At 67.0% G+C, this 15,137-nt stretch carries 13 protein-coding genes; 1 reads left to right on the forward strand and 12 read right to left on the reverse strand.

Going from position 1 to position 15,137, the window contains the following annotated elements; all coding sequences use genetic code 11:
• Nucleotides 1-53 precede the first annotated feature (53 nt).
• From JaAD80_RS03890 to JaAD80_RS30530, 4 genes are all read right to left on the reverse strand, one after another.
• On the reverse strand, nucleotides 54-758 hold the full coding sequence (locus tag JaAD80_RS03890; protein WP_102292968.1) for an alpha/beta hydrolase: 705 nt from the start codon (nucleotides 756-758) through the stop codon (nucleotides 54-56).
• A gap of 121 nt (nucleotides 759-879) precedes the next feature.
• The gene (locus JaAD80_RS03895) at nucleotides 880-3,087 is read right to left on the reverse strand and encodes a TonB-dependent siderophore receptor (protein WP_180979288.1); all 2,208 of its coding nucleotides are present in this window, start codon (nucleotides 3,085-3,087) and stop codon (nucleotides 880-882) included.
• Nucleotides 3,088-3,222: 135 nt separating this feature from the next.
• Complete coding sequence (locus JaAD80_RS03900; RefSeq protein WP_180979289.1) at nucleotides 3,223-4,122, reverse strand: alpha/beta hydrolase; 900 nt, start codon at nucleotides 4,120-4,122, stop codon at nucleotides 3,223-3,225.
• Entirely contained in the window at nucleotides 4,080-4,298 is a 219-nt protein-coding gene (locus JaAD80_RS30530) for a hypothetical protein (RefSeq protein ID WP_180979290.1), read from the reverse strand. Before JaAD80_RS30530 ends, JaAD80_RS03900 begins: the two co-directional genes overlap by 43 nt.
• 253 nt (nucleotides 4,299-4,551) lie before the next feature.
• Here JaAD80_RS30530 and JaAD80_RS03905 point away from each other — a divergent pair, with 253 nt between their 5' ends.
• Nucleotides 4,552-5,625, forward strand: a complete 1,074-nt coding sequence (locus tag JaAD80_RS03905) for a poly(3-hydroxybutyrate) depolymerase (protein ID WP_102292971.1) — start codon at nucleotides 4,552-4,554, stop codon at nucleotides 5,623-5,625.
• A gap of 27 nt (nucleotides 5,626-5,652) precedes the next feature.
• On the opposite strand, the gene JaAD80_RS03910 is transcribed toward JaAD80_RS03905, so the two are convergent.
• The 8 genes from JaAD80_RS03910 to JaAD80_RS03945 all read right to left on the reverse strand — a co-directional run bounded on the left by JaAD80_RS03910 (nucleotide 5,653) and on the right by JaAD80_RS03945 (nucleotide 15,132).
• Entirely contained in the window at nucleotides 5,653-6,498 is an 846-nt protein-coding gene (locus JaAD80_RS03910; RefSeq protein ID WP_102292972.1) for a universal stress protein, read from the reverse strand.
• Nucleotides 6,499-6,544: 46 nt separating this feature from the next.
• Nucleotides 6,545-7,006 (reverse strand): hypothetical protein, encoded by a 462-nt coding sequence (locus JaAD80_RS31325; protein ID WP_374755221.1) that lies wholly within the window; start codon nucleotides 7,004-7,006, stop codon nucleotides 6,545-6,547.
• Nucleotides 7,007-7,105: 99 nt separating this feature from the next.
• Nucleotides 7,106-8,392 (reverse strand): DUF445 domain-containing protein, encoded by a 1,287-nt coding sequence (locus JaAD80_RS03920; RefSeq protein WP_102292973.1) that lies wholly within the window; start codon nucleotides 8,390-8,392, stop codon nucleotides 7,106-7,108.
• Nucleotides 8,393-8,451: 59 nt separating this feature from the next.
• Entirely contained in the window at nucleotides 8,452-9,849 is a 1,398-nt protein-coding gene (locus JaAD80_RS03925; RefSeq protein WP_102292974.1) for an amino acid permease, read from the reverse strand.
• A 212-nt stretch (nucleotides 9,850-10,061) separates the two neighbouring features.
• Complete coding sequence (locus JaAD80_RS03930) at nucleotides 10,062-11,849, reverse strand: MFS transporter (protein ID WP_102292975.1); 1,788 nt, start codon at nucleotides 11,847-11,849, stop codon at nucleotides 10,062-10,064.
• Between the two features lie 37 nt (nucleotides 11,850-11,886).
• Nucleotides 11,887-12,981 carry an N-acetylglucosamine-6-phosphate deacetylase gene (locus JaAD80_RS03935; protein WP_102292976.1) on the reverse strand — a complete coding sequence of 365 codons (1,095 nt, stop codon included), beginning with the start codon at nucleotides 12,979-12,981 and terminating at the stop codon, nucleotides 11,887-11,889.
• Nucleotides 12,982-12,984: 3 nt separating this feature from the next.
• Nucleotides 12,985-13,752, reverse strand: coding sequence for a DeoR family transcriptional regulator (locus tag JaAD80_RS03940; protein ID WP_070223655.1), 768 nt, complete (start codon nucleotides 13,750-13,752; stop codon nucleotides 12,985-12,987).
• Between the two features lie 36 nt (nucleotides 13,753-13,788).
• A complete protein-coding gene (locus JaAD80_RS03945; protein WP_374755222.1) occupies nucleotides 13,789-15,132 on the reverse strand; it encodes a D-tagatose-bisphosphate aldolase, class II, non-catalytic subunit in 1,344 nt (447 codons plus the stop codon).
• Nucleotides 15,133-15,137: the final 5 nt, after the last annotated feature.

Genomic DNA, 15,137 nt, shown 5'->3' on the forward strand with positions numbered 1-15,137 from the left:
ATCCGACGCCACAAGGCTCCTGTCATGCAGGAGCCTTTTTTTTTTTTTGTCGACTACCCCGCCACGGTGGTGATCGCCGCCGCCGCTTCCAGGATCAGCGCCGCCACCTCGGCGGGGCGCGAGGCCAGCGAGGCGTGGCTGGCGTCCAGCGTGATGACCTTGCGGGCGCCCAGGCGCGCCGCCATGCGCTCCTGGTTGACGGGGGAAATCATGCGGTCGGCGCTGGAAATCTGGTACCAGCTGGGCTTGTGCCGCCAGGCCGGATCGCTGACGCTATCGCCAAAGGTGCTGGCCAGCGGCGCCTTTTGCACCACGCCCAGCACGGCGCCTTCTTCCGCATCCAGATCCTGGCAAAAGCTCTCATGGTATTTGTCGGCCTTGACCCACAGGTAGCCGTCGCTGTCGCCTTCCAGGTTGGGCACGCCGATGGGCGGGTGTTCCTGCGTGATGCTGCCAGGGCTTTCGCCCGCGTCGGGCGCGAAGGCGGCGATGTACACGAGGCCCGCCACGTTCGGCGCATTGCCCGCCACGCTGATGACGGCGCCGCCGTAAGAGTGGCCCACCAGCAATACCGGGCCGTTGACCTGCGCCACCATCTTGCGCGTGCGCTCGGCATCGTCGGCCAGCGAGGTGAGCGGCAATTCCACGGCGCGGATGGCCGTGTGGCCCTGGCGGCGCAGTTCGAGGATGACGCGGCTCCAGTGGGCGGCGCCGCCCCAGAAACCGTGGACGAGGACGATGGTGGCTTGCTTGCTCATGCAGATACTCCCTGTGGCGGTGGCGCTGATGGGGATGTGGGGCCGCGCGGCCCGTCAGCGGGCGGGCGCGCGGCGTGCAGCTCAGCCATTGTAGGCCATTCCCGCGGCCCGTTGCGCCATCCTAGAACGCATATTTGAGCGTGGCCAGAACATTCCTCGGCGCACCGAACGTGATGTTGTTGAAGACATCGAGCTGGTTGGCATAGTAGCGTTTGTCGAACAGGTTGTTGACGTTGACCTGCAGCGACAGCTGGCGGCTGATGTCGTAGCGGGCCAGCAGGCTGGCCACGGCGTAGGCGTTCTGGCCTGCTTCGACGGGCTTGCCGGTGGCGGGATTGGCGACGCTGGTGTAGCTGCGGCCTTCCCAGTTCACGCCGCCGCCGATGGCCAGCTGCCGCCAGGCGCCCGGCAGGCGGTACTTGGTGTACAGCTTGAACAGCTTGCGCGGGTGGACCGTGTTGATGGCCATGCCGCTGGCGTCTTCGGTGGAAAACTGCGTCCAGCTGATGCTGGCGTTCCAGCCGGGCGCCAGGTCGCCGCTCACTTCCATTTCATAGCCCTGGGTGGTGGCGCCATTGATCGTGACGTAGGCCTGTTCGCGCGTGTTGGGCACGAAGGTGCTGCCGTCGGCGATGGCGAAGTTGTCCTGCTTGACGTGGAAGACGGCCAGCGCCGCATTCACCTTGCCGTCCAGCAGCTCGCCCTTGATGCCTGCTTCGCCGCTCCTGCCTTTCAGGGGCGGCAGGTAGCTGCCCCGGCGGTCGCGGTAATCCTGTGGATCGAAAATATCCGTGTAGCTGGCGTACAGCGACGCTTGCGGCCCCAGATCCCACACCAGGCCCGCGTATGGCGTGACGACGCCGCGCTGGCGCTGGGTGTAGGCGACTTCTGTCCACAGCGATGGCATGCCGTCGCGCTGCCAGTTGGTCAGCCGCGCCCCGGCGATCAGCTTGAGCATTTGCGTCAGCTGCAGGCGCGTCACGCCGTAGGCGCTGGTCTGCGTGGTGCGGGTGTCGCTGCCCACTTGCTGCGGCGACCAGGCAGGTTGCGGATAGGCACCCGTCCAGGCGCGGAAATCGCCGATGGGCGGCGTGAAGCTGGCGTTGCTCGACAGCCAGCGCATGGTGTGCTCGCCGTGCAGCAGCCCCACGGCCAGTTCGTGCTGGCGGCCCAGCAAGGTAAATGGTCCCACGGCTGTCAGTCCCACGTCCGTCTGGTGTTCGTCGACGCCGTAGCCGATCACCAGCGCTTCCAGACCCAGGCCCGTATTGCGGTCCATGCTGCCGCTTATCCAGTTCAGGTACTGGTCGCCCGTGTTGCTGCGCCGCGTGGCCGAGGCTTGCCACTTCCAGCCGTTCGCCAGGCGCTGTTCCAGGGTGGCGAAGATGCTGCGCTGCTGCGTGTCCCAGCGGTTCCACTCGGCCGCCGTGGTGGCCGAACGGTCCCAGCGCGGCTGCCCGCCATCGGCGTAGAACAGGGGCAGGCCGGACCACTGGTTGCCGCGGTGGCGGTCGCGCTGCTCGCTGGCGCCCACGCTCAGGCGCGTCGCCGCGCCCAGGTCCGCGTCGACCACCGCGTAGACCAGGGCCTTGCCGCCCCGTTCCAGGCGGATGAAGCTGTCGCGTTCTTCCGCGCTGACCACCACGCGCCCGCGCACGGACGCCTCCCGGTTGAGCGGCGCGCTCAAGTCGATCACGCCGTCACGGCGCTGCCAGGATCCGAGTCCCAGGCTGGCTGATCCTGTAAATACCTTGCTGTCCGCATGCTTGCGTATCAGGTTGATCGAGGCCGAAGGGCTGCCCGTGCCATTCATCAGGCCCGTGGCGCCGCGCACGATTTCGACCCTGTCATAGATGGCCGTGTCGGCGTTGGCTTCGCCCGCGTCGCTGCCGGCCATGGGCACGCCGTCGATCTGCAGCTTGTCGATCTTGAAGCCGCGCGACGAGAAATAGCTGCGCACGCTGTCGATTTCCTTGGCCGAGACGCCGGGCGCGCTGTTGACCACATCGAAGACGGAGCGCAGGGCCTGGTCGTCGAGCCGTTCGCGCGTGATCAGCGATACCGATTGCGGCGTGTCGCGCAGCGACAGATTCAAGCCCGTGGCCGCCGTGCTGGCGCTGCTGGTGTAGGACGTGCTGCCCTCCGTAGCGGCCTGCGCGCCGGACGTGACGACAATCGGCGCCAGCGTTTGCGGATTGTCGACGGTGCCGCCAGCCTGCTGGCCGTGGGCGCCGCCCGCGACAAACAGACTGGCGGTCAGCGCCAGGTGGAGTGCCAGGGTGCTGCGCTGTGGCGGGAAGGAAGCGGTGTGGCGATGTGAAAGGGGCATGGTGGTTTGCGGGGTTTGCGCTGGTCGGAGCGTGCACGACTGGCACGCCATTTAAATGAGAATAGAAATCATTATCAATAGTATGGCGTGTTGAGCATTTATGCAACAGCGTTGCAATCAGCCGCAATGAAGCGTCTACTTTTCCCAACGCATGGCCTCGATGGCGTCGACCACCGTGCGTTCATATTCGATGAAGAAATCGCTGTGGAAGCCGTCGCGGATGACCAGGTGCTTGCTGCCGGGCAGGGCGGCCACAAGGCGCTCGCCATCGGCCAGACGCAGCGGGCGGAAAACTTCCAGGAACGCCAGTGCTTGCGCCAGCACTGCGGGGTCGGACTGCGGTGTCAGCCAGGGCATCAGGTTGCGCACATTGCCCGGGTCGACGGTGACGACCAGCGCCGGCGCCCGCACGCGGCGGTAGTCGGGCGAGAAATTGTGCGCGGCCATGTCCATCGCCCTGGCGATGGCGGGCGGCGTAGTCGGGCGCACGGCACCGCCGGGAAGCACTTCCAGGCTGGCGCGCCAGTTCGCTTCCAGTGCCGGCCACCAGCGCTTGTTGATCCGTTTGGCAAAGGCGATCGAAGCGGCCATGGACGCCAGGTCGGCCTGGCCGGGTAGCGGTTCATCGAGGGGCGAAGGCGGGCTTTCCTCATAGCCGCCGGTGGCCAGGTAGTCCCAGCTCGTGTCGAGGTAGACGAGGCCGCGCACGCGCCGCGGGTGGCTGCCGGCGAACAGGGTCAGCTCGTTGCCGGCGACCGAGTGGCCGGCCAGGATGACGCGGTCGATGCGCAGCGCGTCGAGCACGGCCAGCAAGTCGGCCACCAGGGTCGAGGGGGCGTAGGTCGAATCGCTGGCATCGCCGGCCGGCAGCGGCTTGCCCGATGCGCCATAGCCGCGCCGCGTGATGGCCAGCACGCGGTGGCGGCGCGCCAGCGCGGGCGCCAGGCTGTCGAAGGCGTGCGCGTTGCCGCCCAGGCCCGCCAGCAGGACGATCACGTCGGCGTTGTCACCGGGCGCGGATGGCCAGTCGCGCACATGCAGCTGACGCCGGGGGCGACGCCGACCTGCCGGTCCGTCACGGTCCAGGTGCGGGCGCCGCCGCCACAGGCGGCGAGGGTGGAAAGGCTGGAAACGGCGGCCAGGCTGGCCGCGCCCAGAAGCCAGCGGCGGCGCGCCTGGCAGGGAAGAACGGCGTCGGGGCTACTGTGCATGCGGGACTCCTGGCAGGGTTGAGGGCATGGCCAGTATCGGCGCCGCGCATGAAGCGCGGATGAGGGGCGGGTGAAGGAATGCTGAAGGGGCGGTGCCGGCAATGCTGGCGCCTGCACGCGGCACGCTGACCGGGCGGCGCGCGCTGCGCGTGTCAGCGAGGCGACAATAGTGGCTACAAGGCAATAATTTGCGTGCAAGCGGCCAGGCGCCATCCTACAATGCGCCATCTGCATTGTGATGAAAAGGTCCCCGATGAAGCCAATCCTGCTTGCCCTGCCATTTTCCCTCGCGCTGGCCGCCCACCCCGTGCTGGCCGCCGGCGTCGCCGCCCCGTTGCCCGGCCTGGGCGCCGATTTGAGCCAGGTATCCGTTTCCGGACTGTCGTCCGGCGCCTTCATGGCGGCGCAGATCGCCACCGCGTACTCCGCCACGTTCAAGGGCGTGGGCGTCATCGCCGGCGGGCCGTATGACTGCGCTTCGACCCATCCCGGGCAATCGCCCCTCGTGACCGCCGCGACCGTCTGCATGCAGCCCACGTCGCCGGCGGAGGTGCCTGATGGGGCGGCCTCCTGGCGCAGCGCCCAGCGGCGGGCGCAGGAAGGTAGCATCGATCCGGTGGCCAACCTGGCGCGCCAGCGCGTGTACCTGTTCAGCGGCACGGCCGACCCTGTTGTGAAGACCGTGGTGGTGAACCAGGTCGAGAAATACTATCAGCTGGCCGGGGTGGCACCGGCCGCCATCCGCTATGCCAAGGACGTCCAGGCGGGCCATGCCATCCTGACGGCGCGCGCCGGGGACAGTCCCTGCGGCGATACGCGCGCGCCCTATATGAACAACTGCGGTTTCAGCCAGGCGGCGGAACTGCTGCGGCACCTGGCGGGCAGCGGCGCCAAGCCGGCGGTCACGGGTGAGCTGACGGGCCGTATCATCGAGTTCGACCAGCGCGAATTCGTCAGGGGCCGTCGCAGCAGCATGGATGTCAGCGCGTATGCCTATGTCCCCGCCGCCTGCCGCGAGCAGTCCTGCGCCGTCCACGTGGTGTTCCACGGCTGCCTGCAGGGTGCGTCCGAGGTTGGCGAGCGCTTTTACCGGCACGCGGGCTACAACGAATTTGCCGATGCGAACGCGATGATCGTGCTGTATCCGCAAGTGATGGCGTCAAAAGGCGTGCCCTCCAATCCGAAGGGCTGCTGGGATTTCTGGGGCTATTCCAGCGAGAATCCGGCCATGCCGGACTTCCAGACGCGCCAGGCGCCGCAGATGGCGGCCGTGATGGCCATGCTGCGGCGCCTGGGCGAGGCGCGTGCGGCGGCGCAGCTCAGGTGACAAACGCGGCGCCGGCATCGGCGTGCGTCAATGCGATACCAGCACCGGCAAGGTCATCTCCTGCAGCACCGTGCGCGTGACGCCGCCCAGCAGCGTTTCGCGCAGGCGCATGTGGCCGTAGCAGCCCATCACCAGCAAGTCGCACTGGCGCTGCGCCGCCATGGCCAGCAAGGCCTGTCCCACGTCCTGGCCCTGCGGCGTGTCGTGCTGCAGCACGTCGACATTGACGCCGTGGCGCGCCAGATACAGGGCCAGGTCGGCGCCCGGCTGTTCGCCGTGGGTGGCGCTCTGCTGGTAGGAATTGACGACGGCCAGGGTGACTTGCCGCGCGCGCCGCAGCAGCGGCAGCGCGTCGGTGATGGCGCGCAGCGCTTCGGCGCTGCCATTCCAGGCCAGCAGCGGGTGCTGGCCGACGCTGGCCGGTACGCCCGCTGGCGCGTGGGGCACCATCAGCACGGGCCGTCCGCAATGCAGCATCAGGTATTCGGCCGTGCCGGCGATGACGCGCGAGGGCGTGTCCTGCGCGTCCGTCTGCCCCAGGATCAGCAAGTCGCAATAGCGGGCCTGCAGCAGCAGCGCGCCTTGCGCGTCGTCGTCGACGAAGCGCGTTTCGTAAGTGCCCAGTCCCTCTTCGCGGGCGATGCGCTCGAAGTCGTGCAGCGCCTCGCTGGCCTGGCTGCGCAGCGCCTGCATCTGCGCAGGGGCGAATTGCAGCGCGTTGACGCCGCCGCCGTAGGCGTAGCGCGAGAGGCCGCTCATGGCCGAACCGATCAGGTGCGCCCCTTCGGCAATCGCCAGGCGCACGGCGAAGCGGACGCGCTGGGCGCAATGGCGTGAATTGTCTACATGGACCAGCAGGGTGGTGTAGGGCATGGCGTTTTCCTGGAAGGTGGAGAAAGTCGGGAGCGAAAATGGGCAATCAAGGCTGCGGCATGTAGCTGCCCGGCGCGTTGCCTAAAGCCGCGCTCATGGACGGCGGCGCCGTCTGCGGGCCGGCGCGTTCGGCCAGCCAGGCTTGCCAGGCGGGCCACCATGAACCGTCATGGTGCGGCGTGTCGCGCTGCCAGTTGTCCGCCGCGAGGCAGGCGTCGCCGTGGCGCACGGTGCACGTGACGACATCCGCGTGATGGGGCGAGACGCCGCGCACGCCCGTGGTGGCGCGGTGCCACCAATGCTGCTGCAGCAAAAAGCCCTGGTACAGGAGGTGGCAGGGCCAGCGCTGCCAGGCGGGATCGTCGAAGCGCCGGTCCTGCGGCAGCGGCGCGATGCGGGTCTGTGCCGCGCCGCCGCCCGCTTGCGCTGGCGGCACGTCTTGCCAGGCGCTGCCCTGGCGCTCCTGCTGCGCTGTTTTTCCCTCGATTGCCTGCGGCCTTGTGCTCATCCACGACTCCTGTCATTTTTTTACAGGATAGCAAGAGCTTGTTTAAAAAATTATGATCTACATCAAGTTTGGCCGGATGCGCGCGCGGCGTTGATCCGCTTAGAACGCCTGGCTGAGCGAGTAAATCAGCAAGCCGGCCAGCCCGCCCACGATGGTGCCGTTGATGCGGATGAATTGCAGGTCGCGCCCGATGGCCAGCTCAATGCGCTCGCTCATTTCTTCCTTGCTCCACAGGTCCAGGCGGCTGGCGATGAAGGTGCCCACCTCGCCACGGTAGCGGCGTACCAATGCGCCGCTGCCGGCGACGATGGCGTTGTTCAGCCATGCCCGCGCATGCCCGTCCGTGCCCAGCACCGTGCCCGTGTTGCGCGCGACGCCGGCGATGGCTTGCGCCAGCACGGGCTGTTCCGCGTGCAGGTCGGCCAGTACGCGCGTGCGGATGTGCTGCCACAGCTCGCCCAGCATCGCCTGCACCGTGTCGCTGGCCACCAGCTGCAGCTGGTAATGGCGCACGGTTGCCTGCCACTGCGGGTCGGCCTTCAGGTGCAGGGCGCTGTCGGCGATCCAGCCGGCGATGCGCTGGCGCAGCGGGTGGGCCAGGTCGAGGCGCACGGCCAGGGCGAACTTTTGCAGCGAGGCGATCATGCGCGGCTCGTAAGCCCTCACGGCTTTTTTTATCAGCGCGTTCTCGATCTGGAAGGCACCCAGCACGAAGTCGCCGATGGCCGCGTGGTGTTTTTCATCGTCCAGGTAGGTGGCGCTGCGGTCGAGCAGGAAGTCCAGCAGTTCCTGCGGCTTGCCGTCGGCGATCAATGCGTCGATGCAGTCGGCCGCCACGTCTGACACATTCAGTTGTCCCAGGTAGCCGCTGGCCTGCTGGCGCAGCAGCTCACCCAGTTTGTCGTGGTCGGCCATCGCCAGCAGCTGCTTCACCACGCCGGCGCTGGCCATGCCCAGCTGCCGCGCGTGGGCGTCATCTATCAGCCAGGCGCCTAGGCGCGCGGCGGGGTCGGCCTGCATGATGCGTTCGGCGATGCCTTGCTCGGTGATGAAGTGGTTTTCCACGAAGGCGCCCAGGCTGCGGCCGATGTCGGCCTTGCTGTTCGGGATGATGGCCGTATGCCACAGGGGGATGCCCAGCGGATGGCGGAACAGGGCGACGACGGCGAACCAGTCGGCGATCGCCCCCACCATGGACGCTTCCGCGAACGCTTCCACGTAGCCCCAGGCGGGGTGGCCACCGCGCTGCGAGCGGGCCACGGCAAATACCAGCGCGGCCAGCAGCAGCAAGCCGACGGCCAGCCACTGCATGCTGCGCAGGCGCGCGCGCTTGAGTTGGTCCGTGCTGTGGTCCAGCTGTTTGATGAGGTCGGGGGAACGTTGCATGGATGGCGGCCTGCAGGGTTGCGAGACCGCCATCTTACTGCGATGGCGCAGCGGGAGGATTACTGTTGCGGGTGCAGCAGCGAACGGCGGCGTGCGTAGCCAAAGTAAATGATCAGGCCCAGTACCAGCCAGATGGAGAACGCCACCCAGGTGACCCAGCTGAGGAAGGTCATCAGGCCAACGCACAGGATCACGGCCAGCGCCGGCACGTAGGGCACGCCGGGGCAGCGGAATGCGCGCGGCAGGTCGGGACGGCGCTTGCGCAGCACCACCACGGCGACGGAAACCATGGTGAAAGCGGCCAGCGTGCCAATGTTGATCAGTTCAGCAAGGATGTTGAGCGGGATCACGGCGGCGATCAGGCCGAAGACGATGCCCACCAGCCAGGTGGCGAAGAACGGCGTGTGGAAGCGCGGGTGCACGGTCGACAGGCGCTTGGGCAGCAGGCCGTCGCGCGACATGGCGAAGATGATGCGCGTCTGGCCGAAGGCCATCACGAGAATGACGGTGGTCATGCCGAGGATGGCGCCCAGGTCGACGAAGCCGGCGATCCAGTTTTCGCCCGCATATTGCAGGGCCAGCGAGACGGGATGGTCGACGCCGAGGAATTTTTGATATGGCACGATGCCCGTCATGATGGCCGAGACCACCACGTACAGCACGGCGCATACGGCCAGGGAGCCGATGATGCCGATCGGCAGGTCGCGCGATGGCTTCTTGACTTCCTCTGCGGCCGAGGTGACGGCGTCAAAGCCGATGAAGGCAAAGAAGACGAGGGCGGCGGCGCTCAGCATGCCGTGGTAGCCGAAGGGCATGTAGGGCTGCCAGTTGGCCGGCTGCACGTGGCGCGCGCCAAAGATGATAAACAGCAGCACCACGCCCACCTTGATGGCCACCATGATGTTGTTCAGGCGCGCCGATTCGCGCACGCCCCAGCCCAGCATGGCGGTGAGCAGCAGCATGATGACGAGGGCGGGCAGGTTGATGAAGGTGGTCACGCCGGGCAGCGCGCCAGGGGCTGCCGTCAAGGCGACGGGCAAGGCGATGCCAAAGCCCGACAGCAGCGACTGGAAGTAGCCGGACCAGCCGACGGAAACGGCGGCGGCGGCCAGGCCGTACTCGAGCAGCAAGTCCCAGCCTATCATCCAGGCGGCCAGCTCGCCCAAAGTGGCATAACTGTAGGTATAGATGGAGCCGGCGACGGGCACGGTGGACGCGAATTCCGCATAGCACAGGGCGGCGAAACAGCAGGCGACGGCCGCCACGACGAACGACAGCGACAGGGCGGGGCCGGCCGTCAGGGCGCCCGTGCCGGTGAGCACGAAAATGCCCGTGCCGACGATGGCGCCGATGCCCATGAGGACAAGGTCGAACGGTCCCAGCACTTTCGCCAGACCTCCCGGTTTCTTGCTGTGGGCGATCATGTCATCCAAATTCTTGGTTCTAAATAAGCTCACTGTGTCTCCTGGTGGTTTTTTGTCATGGCGCCATTGCCGCCTCGTGAGTAGCACGACGCAGCCAGATTCTAGCCCACGCGCCCGTGATTCCTGAAGGAAAACCGTACAGTGCCATGTGCGCCAGCCTTGGAAACTTGTCCTGCAGGCAAAAAAAAGCCCCGGGATGATGGACCGGGGCCATAAAGGAGACTGCTACAGTTGGTTACTCTGGCTTACTTGGCAAAGTGCGCTTCGATCTCTTCGAGCGTCTTGCCCTTGGTTTCGGGCAGCAAAAACGCGGCCGCCAGGAAATACAGCACGGTGCAGCCGGCGCCGAAGAAGAACAGGGTCGAATACCCATGCAAGCCCACGGTCGGCAGGAAGATGGCGGCGATCACCGTCGAGACGAACTGGTTGACCAGCAGGGCAATGCTCATGCCGTTCGAGCGGATGCGCGTCGGCATCAGCTCGGACAGGGCCAGCCACACGCACACGCCCGGCCCCACGGCAAAGCTGGAAACAAACACGCAGATGGCGATGGCCACCAGCCAGCCATGCGTGGACGATGGCACGGGGCCCAGGCTGGCCTTCTCGATGCGCAGCGGCGCCTCGCGCCCGGCGGCCGGATCGGCGAACGGGTTCAGGTGCAGCTTGCGGAAGAACACGCCGATCACGCTGTCGGCCTGCACGGCATCTTCACGGGCAATCGTCACCTGGCGCAGCACCGCGTCGTCGCTGCGCAGGCTCTTCACGTTGGTGAAGGGGCCGTAGGCGTAGGCGATGGTCAGCTGCTGCGGCGTGCCGTCGGCGGCCGCGCCCAGGGCCGTCAGGGTGGCCGTGTCGAGATGCACCGCCAGGCCGTCGTTTTTTACCTGTGCGGCGATGGCGGGGCGCACGTCGGCCAGGTGCGCTTCGGCGCCGCGGAACAGCAGGCCGGCCGCCAGCAGCGAGACGACGATGCCGCCCGTGCCCAGCATCAGCAGGAACTTGCGGCCCTTGCGGTCCACCAGCAGCACGGCCACCACCGTCATCACGGCGTTCAGCACCTTCAATAACACGTCAGCCATATTGGCCGAAGCGCCCGACAGGCCCGCCTGATTGAGGATGTTGACGACATAGGCGAGGATGGAATTGATGCCCGTGGCCTGCGTGCAGGCGAGGATCAGGCAAGCGAGCAGGAAGGGCAGTACGTAGCGGCGGCTCAGCAGCGGATCTTTCGCCTTGCCGCTGGCCTTGGCCGTATTCTCGGGCGTGTCCTGCATCTCGCGCAGTTCGATGTCGGCGGCGGCGGGCAGGCGCGTGCGCAGCAGCGACTGGCGCGCCTGCTCGATGCGGCCCCGTTGCGCCAGCCAGCGCGGCGACTCGGCCAGCAGCAGGGCGCCGACGGTAAACACCAGGCCAGGCGTCAGACACACCCAGAAGATGCTGCGCCAGGCCTGGTCCTTGGCCGTGAAGATGGCGGCGACGCGGCCCGCTTCAGGCAACGCTTGCGCCGCCTGCGTGGCCGTTTCCACCGTCTGCGCCTGCAGCAGGCCGATCAGGGCGGCGGCCACCAGGCCGATGGTCAGCAGCAGCTGGAACAGGGCGGCGCCCCGCCCACGCTGCTGCGCCGGCAGGCATTCGGCCAGGTACAGGGGCACGACGACGCCGATCAAGCCGCCGCTGATGCCTTGCAGCAGGCGGCCCAGCAGCAGCGGCGTGTAGCCGTCGGCCAGGGCGATCAGCGGAATGCTGGCGCTGAACAGGGCGCCGGCCAGGAACATCACCCAGCGCCGGCCAAGCAGGTCGGCCAGGGCGCCTGCGAACAGCGACGACAGGACGGAACCCAGCAGCACGGCGGCGACGATAAAGCTCAGCTGCTGGGCAGTCAGTTTCCAGGCCACCGAGGCCGTCGATTCCAGGTAGGGCAGGGCGCCGGCGATGATGCCGATGTCTATGCCGTACAGCAATCCCCCCATGCCGGCAATAAATAGCAGGTAGCGCATGGCCCACACGGGGGCCTTGTGTGACGTGTCGTGCATGAAAACTCCGGGACGGGGTTGAGGTGGGTGGTCGGGTCTAGCGGGTGGAAAGATCGATGGCCGCGCCTTCGACGAAGACGGACACTGGCTGCAAATTGGCGTCGAGGACGACGATATCGGCCCAGGCGCCCGGCGCCAATCGGCCCCGTGCCGTTTCGCCCAGATAGTCAGCGGGATACAGTGACAAACGGTTGGAGGCGTCGGCCAGGTCCAGGCCCAGCTCGACGAAATTGCGCAGGGCCTGGTCCATGGTCAGCACGCTGCCGGCCAGCGAACCCGTGGCCAGGCGCACGCAGCCCAGGCATTTGTACACGCGCTGCGTGCCCAGGCCATATTCGCCATCGGGCATGCCGGTGGCCGAAGTGGCGTCCGTCACGCCGTACAGGCGCGGGATGGCGCGCAGGGCCGCGCGCAGGGCGCCCTTGGCCACGTGCTGCAGGTCGGGGATGATTTCCGCATATTCGGCATGCGCGAGCGCCGCGCCCACCATGCCCGGGTCGTAATGCGTCATGCCCGTCATGCCGTTGTACAGGTGGGTAAAACCGGAGACGCCGGCGTTCAGCGCCGCCACGCCTTCGTCATACGTGCCGGCGCTGTGGCCGATCTGCACGCGGATGCCCATCGCCGCCAGTTGCGGGATCAGTTCCAGGTGGCCGGGGATTTCCGGCGCCATGGTCAGCACCTTGATGGGCGCGATGGCGTGGAAGCGCTGCACCAGGGCCAGGCTGGCCTGCACCACGTCGGGCGGCTGCGCGCCCAGGCGGTGCAAGTTCAAAAACGGGCCTTCCAGGTGCACGCCCAGCATGCGCGCGCCATTGGCGGGGCGCTCGGCGATGACGCCGGCCAGGCCTTGCAGGGCGCGCAGGATCGACGGCTCCTTCGCCGTCAGCGTGGTGCCCAGCAGGGCCGTGGTGCCGTGGCGCGCATGCACTTGCGCCACCGTGGCGCCCGCGTTGCCGCCTTCCATGATGTCGACGCCGGCAGCGCCGTGCACGTGCAGGTCGATGAAGCCGGGCAGGATGGTCAGCGCGCTGTCGGCGGCAGGGTCTTCTTGTATCTGGACGATGCGCTGGTCAAAGGTGATGGTGCCCGTGATCCAGCCAGATGGGGTAAGGATTCTGCCGCTCAGCATGTGTTATTCCGCTATAAAAAGTTCGATGCCCAGCTTGTGCAGCCCTTCGCGGTACTCCTGGCTGATGCTGGCATCGGTGATGACGGTATCGACGCGGTCCAGCTGCACGATGCGGTGCAGGCTGACACGGCCGAACTTGGAGGCGTCCGTGAGGACGATGATTTTCTTTGCCCGTTCCACCATCTTGTGGTTCAGGCTTGCTTCCGCTTCGTGGTGGGTGGTCACGCCAAACTGCAGGTCGAAGCCGTCCACGCCCAAAAACAGCTTGTCGAAACTGTAGGCCTGCAAACAGGTTTCGGCCTGGCTGCCCTGGATCGACAGCGACTGCTTGCGCAGCAGGCCGCCCGTGAGGATCAGGTCCACGCCGGGCGCGTCGGCCAGCTCCCATGCGATGTTCAGGCCATTCGTCGCCACCGTCACGCCGGTGGCGTCGCGCAGGTGGCGCGCCAGCGAAATGGTGGTGGTACCCGAGTCGATGATGATGTTGTCGCCCGGTTCCACCAGCCGCGCCGCATACGCGCCGATGCGCTCCTTCTGCTCGTGGTTGATGGCATCCTTCTGGCGTATCGTATGCTCGGGCGGCGGCGTGCGCGTCAGGGTCGCGCCGCCGTGGCTGCGCGTGGCCATGCCTTGCGCTTCCAGCGCATTCAGGTCGCTGCGGATGGTGACCGCGGACACGCCGAGTTTTTCCACCAGATCGGTCACTTGCACCGAGCCCTGCTGGGCAAGCATTTGGAGGATGGATTCACGGCGTTGGCTGGTATTTCGCATGGTGGCGGGCTCGGTAAAAAAATGAAAAGACCGAGCTTAACAGATTGCCGCTTCGGCAATGACGGCGACCGCCGCATTGCGGTTGCAGGCGCGCGCATATTGCGCCAGCAGGCTGCCGATCTTGTGCTCGATCAGGGCCGGCGCTTGCGCTTGCAGACTGCCCTGCACGACGGCCAGATACTGTTCCGGCAGATGCTGGCTCAGCAGCGGCAGCGGAATGGCCACGGTGTCCAGGTTGGCCAGCAGCTTGGCGACGGCGCCCGCCACTTCCGGCTCGCCCCAGTAATAACGGCAACGGTCGCTCAAGCCGTAGCGGCGCATCAATCGCTGCTCGTCCGGCGTGCCCAGGTAATGCTTGATCCAGTTCTTCGGCTTGGCCACCATCACGTCGTCGATCACCTGCATCAGCTGCGAGGTGGCGTGCGCCGGCAGCAGTTCTTCCTCGATCTGGCACAGCGCGAACAGCGCCTCGCGCAGGGCGAAGGTGGCGGCCGGACCCACTTTCAGGATGGCGAAATGGTCGCGCACCATGGCGTGCAGCGCCGTTTCGCGCTGGTAGTCGGTGGAGTGGGCTTCAAACACCAGGCCGGGCTGCTCGGCGACAAAGGCCGACAGTTCGGCGGCCGCATCGGCGTCGTAATGCTGGATGCTGCTCTGGTCGAAATCGACGCCCGGCTGCACCACCATGGCGATGACCCGGCGCCAAGCGCCGTGCAAACCGTTGTCGAGGAAGGCGCGGCAATGCACGTCCAGGGTGCGGCGCGCGGCCTGCGGGCTGGTGACGGCGCCCGCTTGCGCCAACGATGCTTCGCCGCCGGGAATCGGCACTTCCGTGCCGATCACGTAGACGGGCGGCGTGAAGCCGGCGGCAGCAGCCGCCGCTTCGGCCACCTTGCACAGGCGCGCCGAGCGGGCTGCCACGGTTTCATCGTCGAGCACCGCAGGGTCATCAACGCAGCGCATGCTGCAATCGAGGTGGATCTTGTGGAAACCGGCCGACGCGTATGCGGCGATCAGGGTTTCGGCGTGGTCCATGGCGGTGGCCGCGTCAAGGTGCTGCCAGGCGTTCGGGCCAAGGTGGTCGCCGCCCAGCACCAGGCGCTCGGCGGGGAAACCCTGTTCCCTGGCCATGGCCAGCATGCTGTCGCGGAAGACGGCTGGCGTCATGCCCGTGTAGCCGCCGAACTGGTCGACCTGGTTCGACGTCGCTTCGACCAGCAGCACCGTGTCGTAGTCAAGTGCCACGCGCATGGCGGCGCGCAGCACGCTGGGGTGGCTGCAGCAGACGGCGTACAGGCCCACAGGCTCGCCGCGGCGGTGCGCCTTGATCACTTGCTGGATCGGTGACAAGGTAAAAGTCGGGGTTTCCACTGGCATCATTGTTC

This window comes from Janthinobacterium sp. AD80 (genome assembly GCF_002878455.1).
Taxonomy (GTDB): Bacteria; Pseudomonadota; Gammaproteobacteria; order Burkholderiales; family Burkholderiaceae_D; genus Janthinobacterium.